Here is an 18,609-nt window from a genome sequence, read left to right as displayed (position 1 = left end):
TCTGCAAAACAGCCCCTCATACGAACTCTTTCCAGGACAAAAACCGACAGGAGCTTCACGACTTCACGCACAAAGTGCATCAGAACTGATGCGCATTGCGCGTAACATTGTCGCATAAACCGGATGGGCATCCCCTTGTCACTTTGATTTAATGCATAAGACCAAAGACCAATACACTTGTTTCATATAATAATCACACAGGTTTTTTTCATGCTGAGAATTAATTTCTGGTCCGGGCTGGCAGTGACTGCCCTGGCCACAGCACTGTTAGTGTGGGTGATTCCCACACACGGAGGCGGCGGTTTTTCGTTTGGCCTTCCACCACAGCTGGTCGCCACCATTGGCGCCTGGATTATGTTAATCAGTGCAGTCACACTGGTCATGGTTTCGATTGCCCAGAAGGTACGATCACGAGAGCCACTCCTGCAAGGTGTCGATCTCTCCGGGATCTGGCACCAAACCTGGCCCTTCCTGTACGTTCTTCTGTTTATCTGCCTCGCTATATACCTCCCCCTGACCTGGATTGCACCTCTACTGATTGGCGGCCTGTTATTCATTCTCGGCGAGCGCCGCTGGCTGGTTTATCTGTTATGCACCCTGACACCTACCGCAGGGCTCTACATTTTGACGGTGTATCTGATGCGTATAGGAGTGGTGTAAATGCCTGAATTTGGTGCTTTGTACAATGCATTTTCCACCGCTCTGGGCTGGGAATCGATTGCCGTCATACTGGGCGGTGTACTGCTCGGATATGTTGTTGGTGTTATTCCCGGACTGAATCGCGCCGTTGCGATCGCCATTGCCATTCCTCTGACATTTTACATGTCACCCTATGCTGCGATTTCATTTCTGATTGGCCTGTCAAAGGGCACGGCTGCGGGCAGCGCTGTTTCCGCCATCCTGTTGAACACACCGGGTGAGAGTTCATCGGCAGCCACCTGTCTGGATGGCTATCCCATGGCCCGGGATGGGCGCCCACGCACAGCGTTAAAAATCGGACTGCTGGCTTCAGTGATCGGTGACCTGCTGGCAACGCTGTTACTGATTGCCGTGGCCATTCCGTTTGCAGCGGTCGCGTTGAAATTTGGCCCTTATGAACTGGCCGCCATTCTGGTCTTTGCACTGGTCTTTATTGCCGGCATGGCGGGCGGCTCTTTCCTCAAGGGAATGGCTGCAGGCGGACTGGGGATTATTCTCGGCACCGTCGGCATGGACCCAGAAACCGGCGCCATGCGCCTGACCTTTGGTTATATTGAATTGATGGAGGGTGTACCGATTCTGCCTCTGGTCATCGGCACCCTGGCTCTGTCTGAAATGTTTGTGCAGTTGGACGAATATCGCCGCAACCGGGGACAGAAAGCGATCAATCTGAGTGATAACCAGCAGGATGACCTGAGCTGGCCTGAATTCCGCAAAACCCTGCCGACCATTTTCAGGGGGACGGCGATCGGTGCTTTTGTTGGCGCACTGCCGGGCCTCGGCCCGTCGGTCGGCTCATTCATGTCATACGGTGCAGCCAAACGCGCAGCGAAAGATCCCGAACGCTTCGGCAAGGGTGACCCACGCGGCATTGCGGCCTCGGAATCGGCTGATAATGCGGTCATTCCCGCCAGCTATATTCCACTGTTTGGCCTGGGGATTCCCGGCAGTGTATCCGCCGCCCTGCTGGTCGGTGCCTTTATGATTCACGGCATCACCGTCGGCCCGCTGATGCTGAGAGAACAGCCGGAAATGCTGTTTTCGATCTTTTCCGGCATGCTGGTTGCCAGTCTGATCATGCTGGCTGTGGGCTGGTATGGCCTGCGTATTTTTGCCCGAATTACGAATATCCCGTCTCACATTGTCATTCCGATCGTGATTTTCCTCTGCCTGGCCGGTATTCAGGTTCAAGGCTATGGCACCTTCGGTCTGCTGGTGGTCTTCGGATTTTCAATCCTGGGATACTTCCTGAAAAAATTTGACTACTCATTTGTCACCTTCCTGGTGGCATTTATTGTCACACCCATGCTGGAGTTGAACCTGCGTCAATCCATCATCCTGTCTGGTAGCGACCCAGCCATTCTGCTCGACCGGCCTATTGCCGCTTTTTTTGTCGTGCTTACGCTGCTGTTGCTGTTGCGCTTCGCCTGGACAGGCCTGAAACAACGTAAGAAAACCGTTCCAAATGCTGACTGAGCCAAGGCCTGGTCTGACATACAATAACTAGGGGGATACCTATGAAACTGCAGAGCTTTCTGAAAACCGCATTGGTGACTGGCGCATTGGCGATCAGCACATCCGCAATGGCGGACAACTTTCCATCCAAACCACTGAGCATGGTCATCGGCTGGGGTGCTGGCGGCAGTACCGACATTCAAGGCCGCGTACTGGCCAACGTGATGAGTGAGCACCTGGGTCAGCCCGTGAATGTCATCAACCGTCCGGGCGCAGGTGGCGGTGTTGCTCTGCAACAGCTGGCCAACAACCGCGATGAGGGCTACACCTTTGTATTCGGCACCTCCATGTCCGTTACCTTTGGCCCACTGGCAACACCCACCAACTATGATGTTGACAGCTTCAAATACGTTGCCGGTGTCACACTCGGACAGTCCGCCCTGGTCACAGGTGCCAATCGCGCCTACAGCAACTGGCAGGAACTGATCGAGTATGCCAAGGCCAACCCTGGCACCAGCTACGCGACTCAGCTGGCCTTTGACCGCATGCTGATTGAATACATCGCCAAGCAGGAAGGCATCGACCTGCGTATTGTACCGACCTCTGGTGGTGCAGGTATGGCACCGCTGATTCTGTCTGGTGATGTCGAGTTCGCTTACAGCGGCGGTACACACTCAGGTTATGCTGAAACCGGTGAAATGCCGGTACTGGCAAGTCTGGCGGACGACCGCCTGGTCGCCTTCCCGGATGCACCAACCCTGCGTGAACTGGGTTATGACATCGACCCAGGTGATATTCGTGTCGTTATGGTGCCAAAAAATACCCCGGAAGAACGCATTGCCAAACTGGCAGAGGCGCTTGAAGCCGCAACCCAGGATCCTCGCTTCATTGAAATCACTGAAGAGCGCATTCTGATGCCGGTCGTGTTTATGGATGGCGAAACTGTTCACGAAGACCTGCGCAACAAAGTGACCAGCTACCAGGCGATCATCGAAGAGATGGGCGGCCTGAGCGAGTAATCACTTCGCACGCCGGGAAATCCACCCCGGCGTGCACATGCAGGATTCGCATTCCACGACACAGACGGGTAGAATTTGCACATTCATTCCCGTCATTTTTTAACGGATGCATTGCATGGCTCAATACGTTTACAGCATGAACCGCGTTGGCAAGATCGTTCCGCCAAAGCGTGAAATTCTGAAAGATATCTCCCTCTCCTTTTTCCCTGGTGCCAAAATCGGTGTACTCGGCCTGAATGGTTCGGGTAAATCCTCGCTGCTGAAAATCATGGCAGGCGTGGACCAGGAATATATCGGTGAAGCCCGTCCTATGCCGGGTATCAAAGTCGGTTATCTGCCGCAGGAACCTCAACTGGATGACAGCAAAACGGTTCGCGAAGTCATCGAAGAAGCGGTGGCCGATGTCAAAGGCGCCCTGACCGAACTGGATGCCGTCTATGCGGCTTACGCTGATCCGGATGCAGATTTTGATGCACTGGCCAAAAAGCAGGCTGAACTGGAAAATCTGATCCAGGCCAAAGATGGCCACAACCTCGACAATGCACTGGAGCGTGCTGCAGATGCGCTGCGCCTGCCACCCTGGGATGCCTCTGTTGCTGTACTCTCCGGCGGTGAGCGTCGTCGTGTAGCCCTCTGCCGCCTGCTGCTCGACAATCCGGACATGCTGCTGCTGGATGAGCCGACCAACCATCTGGATGCCGAGTCTATCGCCTGGATCGAACGCTTTTTGCAAGAGTACCCTGGTACTGTTGTGGCGATTACCCATGACCGTTACTTCCTGGACAATGCCGCAGGCTGGATTCTGGAACTGGACCGTGGTCGCGGCATTCCTTACGAAGGCAACTACTCTTCCTGGCTGGAACAGAAAGAACAGCGTCTGGAACAGGAAGCCAAGCAGGAAGCATCACATCGTAAAGCCATTCAGTCCGAGCTGGAGTGGGTTCGCCAGGGCGCCAAAGGTCGTCAGGCAAAATCCAAAGCACGACTGAAGCAGTTTGAAGAGATGAATTCCCGTGAGTTTCAGCAGCGCAACGAAACCCAGGAAATCTACATTCCACCTGGGCCACGTCTGGGTGACAAGGTCATCGAACTGCATAATGTGACCAAGTCCTACGATGGCAAGCTGCTGTTTGAAGACCTCAGCCTGACCATTCCGCCCGGTGCCATTGTCGGTATTATTGGTCCAAACGGTGCCGGTAAATCCACACTCTTCCGCATGATTACAGGTGAAGAGCAGCCGGATTCCGGTGAAATCGTCATCGGCAGCACGGTCAAGCTGGCCTATGTGAATCAGTCACGTGAGCTGGAAGGCAACAAAACAGTTTTCGAAGAGATCTCTGACGGTCAGGATATGATCACTGTAGGCACGTATCAGACCCCGTCTCGCGCCTACTGCGGTCGCTTCAACTTCAAAGGTTCGGATCAGCAGAAGTTTGTCAAAGACCTGTCCGGTGGTGAGCGTAACCGCCTGCACATGGCCAAGCTGCTGAAAGAAGGCGGCAACGTGTTGCTGCTGGATGAGCCAACCAACGACCTTGACGTTGAAACCCTGCGAGCACTGGAAGAAGCCATTCTGGCCTTCCCTGGCTCAGCCGTGGTGATCTCGCATGACCGCTGGTTCCTGGATCGAGTCTGTACTCACATGATTGCCTACGAAGGGGACTCCAAAGTCACTTTCTTTGAAGGCAACTATACCGACTATGCCGAAGACTATCGCAAGCGCTACGGCAAAGATCACCAACCTGAGCGTATCAAGTACAAGCGGATGAATTGACAGGGTAATCACTCTATCTGATCGCATAAGGTACCACCCCGGTCCGGTGGTACCGCTTCCGTGTGACTCGCTTTTCGTCATCCATGACCGCTCGACTGCCGCCATCCCTGGCGGCAGACGGTCCCTCGGCAGCGCTACCACCTCCCCTCTGAGTACGGTATCACACGATAGATATATCAAGCCTGCGCGCTTTCACCAGCCATCGCGATATACAACGACAGGTAAGATTGATCAGCGATCTCGGACGGAGAACTGCATCATTGCAACTCAGTGAATATCATCATAGGCGGCCATCCATGCCTGAGAGAGGCAGCGGGCTATCCGAGGGGGATGTGGCCGGGCCTGTCTGACCGTCTGCCGCCAGGGATGGCGGCAGGCGAGCCCTCAGGGATGAGTTCATGGCGTGTCAGACAGGTCCGACCACATCGACCTGACGACCCCATCATTCTCCGAAGATAGATCGACTGCCTTAGTACATCAATCCGCTAGCTGGTACCGATCACGGCCGCTGTCCTTGGCACGATAGAGTGCCTCGTCAGCGCGCCGGATCAGCTCTGACTGGGTTTCACCCGGCTTCAACACAGCCACACCGATACTGGTCGTGAACCCGACCCGTTCACCACTGGGTACCTGTACGGTGACGCCACGACAAGTGTTGTTGATCGCATCCGCTACAGCCGATGCCGCCTTTGCATCCATCCCCGGCAGCACCATCAGAAACTCCTCGCCACCAAAGCGCCCCGGCAGATCGAGCTTTTTGCGGGCCTGTTTTTTCAGGATATCGGCAAACTCTTTGAGGACGATATCACCCGCTGCATGGCCGTAGTTATCATTAAAGCCCTTGAACTTATCCAGATCGAACAGCAACACAGCAATGGGCTGGTCATCATCCCGACAACTGGCCATATCATTCTCCAACTGCTCCAGCACCAGACGTCGGTTCGCCAGACCTGTCAGTGGGTCACGCGTCGCCTGACGGTGCAGTACCAGCAGCATATTCAGCTGATTAACAGATGCCCAGCCCGCGACTACCGCCAACACCAGCAATAACCACAGATTATTGACCGATGCCACATCACCCAGACTTCCCCGTGACAACTGTGTCACCAGCTCGACGAGCGTTAACAGCAGGGTCAATCCCAGTACTTCAATGATCGCCAGCGGAAAAATCGCCATCATGCTGATAATCATAAACGGAAAGAACTGATAGCCTGCCACACTCTGCTCATAACCATGCAGAATCAACGTGGCACTGCTGAATGAGTGAAAAGCGGTCAGCACCATAAACAGCAGCAACAGGCGCAGCATGGCCAGCCGTCGACTGTAAGGACGAATCCACCAGCAAAACAACCCCAGAAACAGCACACTGCTGACCAGTCGGGCAATGGCAATCGGCCATTGCACTCCGGTTGGCAATAACCATTGATCGACAAAGATCCAGGCACTCTGCAACACAGCCAATAACAGCGCGATTACACGCACACGACGGTAGATATAAAAGCTGCGCGTATGCTGAAAATAGTGGGTATGGCTGCGAGCTGAGAACAACTCCAGAAAGGGATACATCAATTCACTCCTTTTCCCGCCCGAGTGTACAGACAACATTGGACAGTGTGTGGTAATTTATTGAAAGCATAGCGGACTCACTGCCAACAAACCATAATCCAGATCATGGGATTAACGCTGCGCGGTAACTTATACTAAAATGGAACCATCGCCACAGATAGGCAATACGTGTCAGCGGCGACATCAGATGAGGACAGACACCGTGAACACCACAGAACCCGACCGCCGTCGCTTTACCCGCATTCACTTTGATGCCGAATGCGAAGTCCATTACGCGGGTGGCGCGCTTGTCATGCAACTGGTCGACATCTCGCTGCGCGGGGTGCTGTTAAAGTTTGACCATCCTCTGGCGCTGGATATTGGCGGTGAAGCAGAGGTCAATATTTATCTGGCCAATGATGTACTGATCCGCATGAAAACCCAGCTCAACTATGCTGAGCCACCCAGTTACGGCTTTTTTGTCAAAGAGATCGATCTCGACAGCATGTCGCATCTGCGCCGCCTGCTGGAGCTGAATCTCGGTGATGAAGCCTTGCTGGAGCGCGAACTGGAACAGATGGTTCTCGACTGATCTAGATCTGGTCCAGCGCTTCTGACAAGGTTCCTACACCCAGAACTTCGATACCCGCTAACTTCTCTTTCGGCACATTGGCTTTGGGCACAATCGCACGCCTGAAGCCATGTTTGGCTGCCTCGCGAATCCGCTCCTGTCCATTCGGCACCGGGCGTATCTCTCCAGACAACCCCACTTCGCCAAATACAATCAGTTCCTGCGACAAAGGTTGATCACGGAAGCTGGATACTATGGCCAGCAACAAGGCCAGATCGGCACTGGTTTCCAGCACCCGCACGCCGCCGACCACATTGACAAACACATCCTGGTCGCCGGTCATCAGCCCCCCATGACGATTCAGAACAGCCAGCAGCATGGCCAGGCGGTTTTGCTCCAATCCTACGGCTACCCGACGCGGATTCGATAAGTGGGATTCATCCACCAGTGCCTGCAACTCCACCAGCAGAGGGCGCGTACCCTCCCATACGACCATGACCACACTGCCAGAGCTGGGCTCTTCTCCACGTGTCAGAAAGATAGAACTGGGATTACGCACCTCTTTCAAGCCACTTTCCAGCATGGCAAACACGCCCAGTTCATTTACGGCACCAAAGCGGTTTTTGTGGCTGCGCAACGTCCGAAAACGGCTGTCAGAGGAACCCTCCAGCTGCAGCGAGCAGTCAATCATATGTTCCAGCACTTTTGGCCCGGCCAGTGTACCGTCTTTGGTGACATGTCCCACCAGAAACAGCACCGTACCGGTCTGCTTGGCAAAGCGGGTCAGGTAGGCCGCCGACTCTCGCACCTGAGACACCGAACCGGGAGCAGACTGGACATCGGCTACGTGCATCACCTGAATCGAATCGATCACCACCACCTTGGGTTGCAGCTGCTGAGCCACATCACAAATGGTTTCCACAGAGGTTTCCGACAGCATTTTCAGATGATCTGCCTTCAACCCCAAACGCGCCGCACGCATCGCCACCTGCTGCAAGGACTCTTCCCCCGTCACATAGAGCGCCGGGTACTGTCCGGCAAGATGACAAAGCGTTTGCAATAGCAGCGTACTTTTACCGGCACCCGGATGTCCGCCAATCAGTACAGCTGACCCCGGCACCAGACCACCACCCAGAACACGATCCAGTTCACCGGTTCCCGTGGCAATGCGCGGCATGGCCTGCAAATCGACCTCGCTCAGACTGACGACCCGCTGGTGCGCACTGACAGCCGCCTCTCCCGCATAGCCTTCAAATCGCGCACCACGGCTGCCGCTACTGGACGCAGCCGTGCTCAGGCGCACTTCAGTCAGGGTATTCCAGGCACCACAGGCACTGCACTGCCCCTGCCATTTGGTGTAGTCAGCACCACAGTCATTACAGACATAGGCAGATTTTGCTTTGGCCATTTTTTCCATCCATCGGGTCAGTGAGTCTGAACGCATTGTAACGAGATGGCCAAACAATTCCAAAATCTGCTACCTTTGGCAACACCGCCTGTTATCAGGCTTTCAATAACAACAAGGTTCCGAGAATCCAGATGAAACTAGAAACCCTCGCACTACATGCCGGATACAGCCCCGATCCAACCACCAAAGCCGTTGCTGTACCGATCTATCAGACCACCTCCTATGCCTTTGACGATGCCCAGCACGGCGCTGATCTGTTTGATCTGAAAGTGGCCGGTAATATCTATACCCGGATTATGAATCCAACAACTGATGTACTGGAGCAGCGCGTCGCCGCACTGGAAGGCGGTATTGCCGGATTGGCCGTTGCGTCCGGGATGGCAGCAATTACCTACACCATTCAGACACTGGCTGAAAGCGGCGATAATATTGTCTCTACCAGCGAACTCTATGGTGGTACCTACAACCTGTTTGCACACACCCTGCCTCGCCAAGGCATTCAGGTACGCTTCGTTAACAAGGATGATTTTGCTGCGATTGAAGCCCAGATCGACTCGCGCACCAAAATGCTCTACTGCGAATCGGTCGGCAACCCTTCCGGTGGTATCTCCGACATTGCCAAACTGGCCGAAATTGCCCACCGTCACGGCATTCCGCTGGTTGTGGATAACACGGTTCCCAGCCCGGCTCTGTGGCGACCGATTGAGCAGGGTGCCGACATTATCGTCACCGCAGCCACCAAATATATTGGAGGACATGGCAACTCGATTGGTGGCGTGATTGTAGACTCCGGAAAATTCCCCTGGGCTGAGCACAAAGAGCGCTTCCCGCTGCTGAACACGCCAGATGTGTCTTACCATGGCGTGGTGTACACCGAGGCCTTTGGTCCTGCAGCATTTATTGGTCGCTGCCGTGTTGTGCCCTTGCGTAACATGGGCGCAGCCCTGTCACCGATGAATGCCTTTTTGCTGATTCAGGGACTGGAAACGCTGAGCCTGCGAATGGAACGTATCTGTGAAAACACCACCAAGGTGGCACAGTTCCTGGAAGCACACCCTGCTGTTTCCTGGGTCAACTATGCCGGACTGCCCTCGCATAAAGACTATGCACTGGCGCAGCAATACATGAATGGCAAAGCCTCAGGCATTCTCAGTTTTGGTCTCAAGGCAGGTCGTGAAGCAACTCGACGCTTCTATGATGCGTTGCAGATTTTCCTGCGCTTAGTGAATATCGGTGACTGCAAATCCCTGGCATCGATCCCGGCTGAAACCACTCATCGTCAGTTGAATGATGAAGAACTGAAATCAGCGGGTGTTTCACCGGAGATGGTACGTCTGTCGATCGGTATCGAGCATATTGATGACTTGCTGGCTGACCTGGAGCAGGCGCTTAGCAAGGTTTGACCAGACTCACGGCCACATGAGAGTCTGTGTGGTCGTGAATGGGTGACGAGAGCGAACCTGGCTGACACGCCATGAACCCATCCATGGGGGCTCGACTGCCGCCATCCCTGGCGGCAGACGGTCAGCCAGATTCGCTCTCGTCACCCTGCAGTACCAATTTACTCTGCCAGACGCTGTACTCTGGCGATAGCCCGTTCATACTCGGGTTCCACTTCTTCGGCAGCACTGACACAGAAGTTGAGATCCGTCAGCAGTCCATTCTGTAATCCGTAGATCCAGCCATGCACGGTGACATCCTGTCCGCGTGACCAGGCTTCACGCAATATAGTGGTGTTACAGACATTTTCTGCCTGCTCTATCACATTCAGTTCACACATGCGATCAAACTGAACGTCTGTGGCGGACCACTCTCCCACCAACTGACGATGCTTGAAATACACATCACGGATATGGCCCAACCAGTTATCGATCAGACCATTGGAACGGCTGTCCAGTGCAGCTTTGACGCCGCCACAACCGTAATGCCCGACCACCATGACATGCTTGACCTTCAACACCTGCACCGCATACTGCAATACCGACAGGCAGTTCATATCCGTATGCACGACCAGATTGGATACATTGCGGTGAACAAACAGCTCACCGGGCAGCAGGTCCACAATCTCATTGGCAGGTACCCGACTGTCCGAGCATCCTATCCACAGATACTCAGGAGCCTGCTGAGAAGACAGGGTCGGAAAAAAGTCGGGCGTTTCCGCATTGATCCGGCTGGACCACTCCCGGTTCTTCTCAAACAAGGGCGCCAAATTTTTCATAACCCGTATCCTTACTGGTGATACTTGGCGCTGAGTTCGTGCACCGCATCCACAAACACCCCGGCACTTTCCGGGTCGACAAACTGATGAATACCATGGCCCAGGTTAAAGACATGACCTTCACCCGGCCCAAAACGCTCCAGAATATCCGCCACTTCCGCACGAATACGCGCAGGAGGAGCATAGAGCACAGAGGGGTCCATATTGCCCTGCAGGGCGACTTTGTGACCCACACGACGGCGGGCATCATCAATATTCGTGGTCCAGTCCAGACCCAGCGCATCCGCACCGGCTTCGGCCAGCGTTTCCAGCCACTGACCACCATTTTTGGTAAACAGGATCACTGGCACCTGACGCCCATCATGCTCACGGATCAGTCCGGAGACAATCTGGCGCATGTAACGCAATGAGAATTCCATATACATTTGCGGACTCAGTACGCCACCCCAGGTATCAAAAATCTGTACCGCCTGAGCACCGCAACGTATCTGTTCATTCAGGTAATCGGTGACTGACTGCGCCAGCTTATCCAGCAACTGATGCAATACTTCTGGTGTCGCATACATCATCTGCTTGATATGACGGAAATCCTTGCTGGAGCCACCTTCAACCATATAGGTGGCCAGGGTCCAGGGGCTGCCGGAAAAACCGATCAGCGGTACACGACCATTCAATGCGGAGCGAATGGTTTTTACCGCATTCATCACATAATCCAGATCCCGCGCGGCATCTGGCACCGGCAACGCAGCCACATCAGCTTCTGTACGAATGATTTTACGGAAACGAGGCCCCTCTCCTGTCTCAAAGTACAAACCCAATCCCATGGCATCCGGAATGGTCAGAATATCGGAGAACAGAATGGCCGCATCCAGGTCATAACGCTCCAACGGCTGCAAGGTAACTTCACATGCCAGTTCCGCATTCTTGCACAGGCTCATGAAATCACCGGCCTGGGCGCGGGTAGCCTTGTACTCCGGCAGATAGCGGCCTGCCTGTCGCATCATCCATACGGGGGTTACATCGACGGGCTGTCGCAGCAAGGCTCTGAGAAAACGATCATTCTTGAGTTCGGCCATAGGTTCCGGATCCTGTTATCAACTTAGGAAAATTGTGCGTATTGTACCCTGATCAAAAAAATAATTCCGGCCTCTGTGCACAGTGCTCGGCGAGTTTTTTCAGCTGTGCTATGATGCATCAAGTCAGCACTACCTACTGACAGTCACTGATCAAGGCAACAATGGTCATTCATGGTTAAACAGGCAGAAGTTATCAGCCTTCCGCAAAGTGCAGAGCACCATGACCACCACCATCATCAACTGGTATTTGGTCTGGAAGGCGCTACAGAATTCGATATTGCCGGACACACACGCCCTGTGAGTACCGGTATGGGCTGTCTGTTGCCCTGTGAAACCGATCATGCGTTCTGGGGCGTGGGAGACAACAGCATTGTTGTCGTCAACCTGGCTCCGGTTCATGCAGATCACCAGCTGCAACCGCGTATTGATGCGCTGTTCAACCAGTCCCGCTTTATTCATTGCAGCAGCGACCTGCAGGTTCTGATTGCAGCACTGAGCCGGGAGATGCAGAAAAACCCGGATGATGCGTTACTGCAAAGTGCCTGCAGTAACGCCATCGTCTGCGCCCTGCAACGTCATCTTGAACAACAGCTGGCAGGCTATCACCGGGTGAGGCTCCCCGGCAAAATCAATATGGATGTGATCAACAACTACATAGATCTGCATATTGATCGCAAAATCAGGGTCACTGAACTGGCGGGCCTGGTCTTTCTCAGCAGCAGCCAGTTCTTTGACCGCTTCCGCCAGCAAACCGGCATGACCCCCCAGCACTATATTCTCAATAAACGCTTGAAAGGCGCCCAGGAAGCACTGAAAAATTCCAACGCCCCCCTGATCGAGATTGCAGGGCGCTTTGGCTTTACCAACCAGAGTGCACTGACACGTGCGTTCACCCAATATCTGAACATCTCCCCGGCCCGCTACCGTAAATCCAGCCAGCTTTCTGCCGACTCGTAACGCGTCTGTCATTTCCGGGTTGATCTGTTATGATCCAGTGATCATGGAACAGGGAGACTCAGAGATTATGTCGATACCACGCTATATATCTGCCGAGGATGCAGATCGTGTACTGACCTGGCCTGGACTGGTCGCAGCACTGAAACAGGCGCATCTTACCCCCGCCCCCACTATTGCTGATCAGCATCTGAAGATGGATCAGGGCGGCATGCTCAATCGTGTCGCCTGGATTCCGGGGTTGGGCGTGGGATTGAAAACTGTCTCGGTGTTCCCCGGAAACCCTTCCCGTCCAGACCCTTTGCCAACCGTCCAGGGCGTGTTCGTACTCTTCGATGATCAGGATGGTCAGGTCAGGGCGCTGATTGACGGGGCAACCCTCACGCGCTGGAAAACAGTCGCCGACTCACTGCTGGGCGCGTCCTTACTCGCACGACCCGAGAGTGAAACCCTGCTTCTGGTTGGCGCAGGCACCATCGCCACAACACTGGCACAGGCCTACCCGACACTCTTTCCTTCCATCAAACGCCTGCTGGTCTGGAATCGCACCCATGCCAATGCAGAAAAACTGGCCAGACAGCTGGGCGGCACAGCCATCGAATCTCTGGAAGAAGGTGTTCGCCAGGCCGATATCATCAGCTCGGCAACCGTCAGTGTCGAACCTATTATTCAGGGCGCCTGGTTACAGCCTGGTACACATCTGGATCTGATCGGCGCCTATCGTCCGGATATGCGCGAAGCCGATGATCAGGCCACGCAAGTCAGTCGTGTCTTTGTCGATTCACGCAAAACCACACTGGGAGAGATCGGCGAGCTGATCAAGCCCATCGAATCAGGTGCAATCACTGAAGCCGATGTTCTGGCGGATCTGTATGATCTGGTACGTGGCGCACCTGGCCGTTTAAACGACCAGGACATTACCCTCTACAAGAATGGGGGCGGTGCTCACCTGGACTTAATGACGGCACAGTACCTGCTGGAGCAGGTTTCGAATCAGGGTGGTCGCTAGGGAACAGTACACTCAACCACCCAGTTCTCGCGCCATTTCAGCCGCGCGATCGGCACAGGCCTGCATCGCCTTGAGGAACATGACCTCCATACCTTCCTGTTCAAAGGTGTGAATGGCGCGCTCTGTCGTGCCGTTGGGTGACATCACGTTTCGTTTCAGCTGAGCAGGTTCTTCACCGGTTTCCTGAGCCATGCGTACAGCTCCCAAACCGGTTTGCAGAATCAGACGACGCGCCTCAGCGGCAGGCATCCCCAATTCAACAGCAGCCTTTTCCATCATTTCAAAGATCATAAAGAAGTACGCGGGGCCACTGCCGGAAATCGCCGTCACCACATCCAGCAGCGCCTCTTGCTCAACCCACTCTGTCAGCCCGACACGGCTGAGCAACTGATCTGCAAACTCACGCTGTGCTGGCAGCACACCCGGCAAGGCGTAGAGACCACTGGCACCTGCCCCTACCAGGGAAGGCGTATTCGGCATACAACGAATCACCGCATGACCGCCACCCAACCAGGCATTCAGGGTCTCGGCCTGTAAACCAGCCGCTACGGAAATAATCAATGGACGGGTCTGACAGACCTGATCCGCTATTTCCCGGCAGACTGCCTGCATAACCTGAGGCTTGACTGCCAGCACAATCACATCTGCGTCAGCAACAGCGACTGCGTTATCTCCGCTGACATGAATCTGAAGGGTCTGCCGCAAGTTGTCCAGATGGTCGGCTTCACGTGCAGTTGCCGTAATGGCTTCAGGCGGATACCCCTGCGCCAGCATACCCTTGAATATGGCACTGGCCATATTTCCAGCACCGATAAAGGTGATTTTTTTCACCGGCATTTCCATCTGTCACTCCTCACGGCCAGTTTTTTGTTGCTGCTGAGTGTACTCAGACTCAGGCCACAACGCCACGTCCTGTCGTACAAACCCTCTGCAACAAGAGCATTTCAATAAACCTCCGGAGAATCCTGCAAGACGGCACAGCCTTCTTATACTTACAGTGATGCCATCATAAAAATTCTGCGTGAAGTCAAAACTGAGGACTGCACTATGTTCAAGCCACACGACGTTCTGGACCCCAGCTGGATCGAGCGTCCAACCACTGAGCTCTGGAAAGAGATCTCGCCACTCTACGCCATTGATGAAGACACCTGGCTGCGTGAGCTTATGCCGCTGGCCAAGCCGGACGATGCCGAGCTCAAGCAGGCCGAAGAACGGGCCACACGTCTGATTCAAGACGTACGTGCAGATGGCGATTCTATCCATATGATTGATGCGCTGTTGCTGGAATACAGCCTGGACACCAAAGAAGGTATTCTGCTGATGTGTCTGGCAGAAGCCCTGATGCGTGTACCGGATGCAGAGACTGCAGACGCACTGATTCGTGACAAGCTCAGCGTTGCCGACTGGAAAAAGCACTTGCGCAACAGTGATTCACTGCTGGTCAACGCCTCAACCTGGGGATTGTTGCTGACCGGTAAAGTAGTGACTATGGATGAAAAGGAAGATGGCTCTGCCAGCGGTATCATCAACCGTCTGGTCAATCGCATGAGTGAGCCGGTGATTCGTAAAGCGATGCAGCAGGCAATGAAGATCATGGGGCATCAATTTGTCCTGGGTCGCACCATCAATGAAGCGATGAAGCGTGGCAGTGACTATCGTCAGAAGGGTTATACCTACTCGTTTGACATGCTCGGAGAAGCCGCACTCACCGCCAAGGATGCGCAGAAGTATTTCAACGATTACCTGCAGGCGATTGAATTCACCGGCAACTTTGTCGACAAGAAAGCCAAAGGTCCGCGCCCCAGTATCTCCATCAAGCTGTCTGCCCTGCATCCGCGTTATGAAGTCGGACAGGAAGCACGTGTGATGGAAGAGCTGTACAACAGCGTTTTGCTGCTGATCAAAAAAGCACGCTCTCTGAATGTTGCCATCACAGTCGACGCCGAAGAGATGGATCGACTGGAAATGTCGCTGCATCTGTTTGCCAAACTCTACCGTGATCCCGCCTGTCAGGGCTGGGGCGGCTTCGGCCTGGTAGTACAGGCTTACTCCAAACGCGCACTGGCGGTACTGGCCTGGTTGGCTGCACTGGCGAAAGAACAGGGTGACCTGATTCCGGTTCGCCTGGTCAAAGGTGCTTACTGGGACAGCGAAATCAAACTCTGCCAACAGAAAGGCCTGAGTGGTTACCCGGTCTGGACGCGCAAAGAAGCGACCGATGTATCCTATCTGGCCTGTGCACGTTTTCTGCTGAGTGAGCAGATCAAGGGCGTGATCTGGCCGCAATTTGCCAGCCACAATGCACATACCGTTGCCAGCATCATGACCCTGGCACAACACCAGGAATTCGAATTCCAGCGTTTGCACGGTATGGGCGATGCGCTGTATGACCGTGTGATTCGTGAGGCAGGTGTCAGCGTGCGCATTTATGCACCGGTTGGCAGCCACAAGGATCTGCTGCCCTACTTGGTACGCCGTCTGCTGGAAAACGGAGCCAACAGCTCGTTTGTCCATCGTCTGGTGGATGCACGCTGCCCGGTCAGCGACCTGGTACAGCACCCTTATGTCACACTGAACCAGCGTAAAACACTGCACAACCCGCACATTCCGTTGCCGCGTGCCATTTTTGAAGATCGCGCCAACTCGACGGGCCCCAACATTGAGATTGAATCCCAGTGGCTGCCCTTCAGTGAAGCGGTCACCGGCTTCAGTCAACAACAGTGGCTTGGACGTCCCTACCTGAACGGACAGGCAGTGGATGGCTTGCCCGGACACAGTATTCAGGCACCACATGACCACCGCATCACGGTTGGCGAAGTACAGTTTGCCAATGCTGAACTGGTCAATCAGGCGATTGAAGTGGCCGCAGAAGGCTTCCAGCGCTGGAATGAAACACCGGTTAAAATGCGTGCTGATGCACTGCGCAAACTGGCGGACCTGCTGGAAGACAATCTGGCAGAGCTCTGTGCCATTTGTCACATGGAAGCTGGAAAAACCATTCAGGACGCCATTGACGAAGTGCGTGAAGCCGTGGATTTCTGCCGCTACTATGCCAATCAGGCTGAGCATCACTGTGCCCGTCCCATCAGCCTGAGCCAACTGCAGGGCGGCCAACGCCTCTGGCAGCGTCAGGGTCGAGGTGTGTTTGTCTGCATCAGCCCCTGGAACTTCCCGCTGGCAATCTTCCTGGGACAGGTGACTGCTGCACTGGCCGCCGGTAACAGCGTGATCGCCAAACCGGCAGAACAAACCAGCCTGATCGCCAGCAAAGCCGCTGAACTGATCTATGCCGCCGGTGTACCTGGCAATGCCTTTACCCTGCTGCCGGGTGATGGCGCTACCGTCGGAGCACCTCTGACGCGTGATCCACGTATCGCCGGTGTTGCCTTCACAGGCTCCACCGAAACAGCTCAACTGATCAACCGTTCACTGGCACAACGTGACAGCGATCCGGTTCCCTTTATTGCGGAAACCGGTGGTCAGAATGCGATGATTGTCGATTCAACCGCCCTGCCAGAACAGGTGATCAAGGATGCTGTTCTGTCCGGCTTTGCGTCTGCCGGTCAGCGCTGTTCGGCACTGCGTATCCTGTGTGTTCAGGAAGACATTGCAGAGCGCATTATTGAACTGCTGAAAGGCGCCATGGCCGAGCAGGTCGTTGGTGATCCTCGCTTGCACAGCACGGATGTCGGCCCGGTTATTGACCGCGAAGCCCAGGCAGGTCTGCTGGAGCATATCGAGAAGATGAAATCGAGCGCACATTTGATCGCCCAAACTCCGTTGCCAGCCGACTGTGATCAGGGCACCTTCGTGCCACCCACAGCCTTTGAAATCCGCTCGATTGATGAGCTGGGACGTGAGCAGTTTGGCCCCATCATTCACTTGCTGCGCTACAAAGCCAGTCAGTTGAATAACCTGATCGACCAGATCAACGCCACCGGCTATGGTCTGACTCTGGGCATTCACAGCCGTAACGAACGCACCGCCTCACAGATCGAAGCACGTGTGCGCGTCGGCAACTGTTATATCAACCGTAATCAGATAGGCGCTGCTGTTGGCGTGCAGCCGTTCGGCGGGCAGGGACTGTCCGGTACCGGCCCCAAAGCCGGTGGACCTCACTACCTGATGCGTTACACTCAACTTACCCCTGTTCAGGAGATGCGCTGATGAGCACTCAAGATCCTCGTATCACTCAGGCACAGGCTGCCTGGGAAGCCTGGAATCACCTGGGATTCACCAAACGCAGCGAACGCCTGAAAAAGCTGGCCAGTGAACTGCCACCCTTACGCGATGCACAGGTACAGGCACTGTTACGCCCCTTGCTGGATCTCAGCATCACCATGGAACCCATCCAGGTGATGCCCGGACCCACCGGGGAATCCAACGAACTGTATCTGAACGGACGCGGTGTCACGCTGGTAATCGGTGATGACAGCGCCAGCGAAGTCGCGTTTATCGGTCAGATGATCTCGGCGCTGGCCTGTGGTAACTGTGTTGTTCTGCAATGGCCTGGCCAGAGTGAATGGGTGCGCAACCTGGTTGAGAAAGCCCATATGTTCGGCCTGCCAGAAGCAGTGATTCAACACCTGCCAGACAGCCCGCTGGAGCACACCCTGGCCCTAGATGGCCTGGCTGTTGTCGCAGCTGTCTGCACCACCGAACAGGCGCGCCAGATCAACCGACTATTGGCCCAGCGTGATGGACTGCTGGTACAGCTGGTGTGTGAAACCGATCCACAAGGCTGCAGCCACCTGCTGCAACCGGATCACCTGCTGCGCTTCGTCACTGAGCGCACCCGCACCATCAACACCACCGCAGTCGGCGGTAACGCAACACTGTTGGAGCTGGGTAGTACCGAGTTGTAAGCTGAAATAAGAATGA

At 54.7% G+C, this 18,609-nt stretch carries 15 protein-coding genes; 10 read left to right on the top strand and 5 right to left on the bottom strand.

From position 1 onward, the window contains the following. The first annotated feature begins 210 nt into the window (after positions 1-210). From ADINL_RS08760 to ettA, 4 genes are all read left to right on the top strand, one after another. Positions 211-660 (top strand): hypothetical protein, encoded by a 450-nt coding sequence (locus ADINL_RS08760; protein ID WP_036546607.1) that lies wholly within the window; start codon positions 211-213, stop codon positions 658-660. Beyond that, positions 661-2,175, top strand: coding sequence for a tripartite tricarboxylate transporter permease (locus ADINL_RS08755; protein ID WP_036546604.1), 1,515 nt, complete (start codon positions 661-663; stop codon positions 2,173-2,175). A 41-nt stretch (positions 2,176-2,216) separates the two neighbouring features. Then, complete coding sequence (locus tag ADINL_RS08750; RefSeq protein WP_036546602.1) at positions 2,217-3,173, top strand: Bug family tripartite tricarboxylate transporter substrate binding protein; 957 nt, start codon at positions 2,217-2,219, stop codon at positions 3,171-3,173. Positions 3,174-3,288: 115 nt separating this feature from the next. Further along, entirely contained in the window at positions 3,289-4,947 is a 1,659-nt protein-coding gene (ettA, locus tag ADINL_RS08745) for an energy-dependent translational throttle protein EttA (protein ID WP_036546599.1), read from the top strand. Between the two features lie 477 nt (positions 4,948-5,424). Here the strand turns inward: ettA and ADINL_RS08740 are convergent, their stop codons facing one another. After that, the gene (locus ADINL_RS08740; RefSeq protein WP_036546597.1) at positions 5,425-6,513 is read right to left on the bottom strand and encodes a GGDEF domain-containing protein; all 1,089 of its coding nucleotides are present in this window, start codon (positions 6,511-6,513) and stop codon (positions 5,425-5,427) included. A 202-nt stretch (positions 6,514-6,715) separates the two neighbouring features. Here ADINL_RS08740 and ADINL_RS08735 point away from each other — a divergent pair, with 202 nt between their 5' ends. Next, on the top strand, positions 6,716-7,084 hold the full coding sequence (locus ADINL_RS08735; RefSeq protein WP_036546595.1) for a PilZ domain-containing protein: 369 nt from the start codon (positions 6,716-6,718) through the stop codon (positions 7,082-7,084). Between the two features lies 1 nt (position 7,085). Here the strand turns inward: ADINL_RS08735 and radA are convergent, their stop codons facing one another. Next, positions 7,086-8,471 carry a DNA repair protein RadA gene (gene radA / locus ADINL_RS08730; RefSeq protein WP_036546593.1) on the bottom strand — a complete coding sequence of 462 codons (1,386 nt, stop codon included), beginning with the start codon at positions 8,469-8,471 and terminating at the stop codon, positions 7,086-7,088. Between the two features lie 131 nt (positions 8,472-8,602). On the opposite strand from radA, the gene ADINL_RS08725 reads away from it, so the two are divergent. After that, entirely contained in the window at positions 8,603-9,874 is a 1,272-nt protein-coding gene (locus ADINL_RS08725; protein ID WP_036546591.1) for an O-acetylhomoserine aminocarboxypropyltransferase/cysteine synthase family protein, read from the top strand. Positions 9,875-10,032: 158 nt separating this feature from the next. On the opposite strand, the gene can is transcribed toward ADINL_RS08725, so the two are convergent. Together can and hemE are read right to left on the bottom strand one after the other, a co-directional pair. Further along, on the bottom strand, positions 10,033-10,689 hold the full coding sequence (can, locus tag ADINL_RS08720; protein ID WP_036546588.1) for a carbonate dehydratase: 657 nt from the start codon (positions 10,687-10,689) through the stop codon (positions 10,033-10,035). A gap of 11 nt (positions 10,690-10,700) precedes the next feature. After that, the gene (hemE, locus tag ADINL_RS08715; protein ID WP_036546583.1) at positions 10,701-11,765 is read right to left on the bottom strand and encodes a uroporphyrinogen decarboxylase; all 1,065 of its coding nucleotides are present in this window, start codon (positions 11,763-11,765) and stop codon (positions 10,701-10,703) included. Positions 11,766-11,936: 171 nt separating this feature from the next. Between hemE and ADINL_RS08710 the strand changes: the two genes are divergently transcribed. After that, on the top strand, positions 11,937-12,722 hold the full coding sequence (locus ADINL_RS08710; RefSeq protein WP_036546580.1) for a helix-turn-helix domain-containing protein: 786 nt from the start codon (positions 11,937-11,939) through the stop codon (positions 12,720-12,722). 67 nt (positions 12,723-12,789) lie between these two features. Next, a complete protein-coding gene (locus ADINL_RS08705; RefSeq protein WP_036546809.1) occupies positions 12,790-13,728 on the top strand; it encodes an ornithine cyclodeaminase family protein in 939 nt (312 codons plus the stop codon). A gap of 12 nt (positions 13,729-13,740) precedes the next feature. On the opposite strand, the gene proC is transcribed toward ADINL_RS08705, so the two are convergent. Continuing rightward, the gene (gene proC, locus ADINL_RS08700; protein WP_239644360.1) at positions 13,741-14,571 is read right to left on the bottom strand and encodes a pyrroline-5-carboxylate reductase; all 831 of its coding nucleotides are present in this window, start codon (positions 14,569-14,571) and stop codon (positions 13,741-13,743) included. Between the two features lie 204 nt (positions 14,572-14,775). Between proC and putA the strand changes: the two genes are divergently transcribed. Further along, complete coding sequence (putA, locus tag ADINL_RS08695; protein ID WP_036546577.1) at positions 14,776-17,895, top strand: bifunctional proline dehydrogenase/L-glutamate gamma-semialdehyde dehydrogenase PutA; 3,120 nt, start codon at positions 14,776-14,778, stop codon at positions 17,893-17,895. Further along, a complete protein-coding gene (locus ADINL_RS08690; protein WP_036546574.1) occupies positions 17,895-18,593 on the top strand; it encodes a hypothetical protein in 699 nt (232 codons plus the stop codon). The genes putA and ADINL_RS08690 overlap by 1 nt, the downstream gene beginning before the upstream one ends. Positions 18,594-18,609 lie beyond the last annotated feature (16 nt).

The sequence above is a fragment of the Nitrincola lacisaponensis genome (genome assembly GCF_000691225.1).
Lineage (GTDB): Bacteria > Pseudomonadota > Gammaproteobacteria > Pseudomonadales > Balneatricaceae > Nitrincola > Nitrincola lacisaponensis.
Note: the sequence above shows the minus strand (reverse complement) of the source record. Positions and strands in the feature narration are given on the sequence as shown.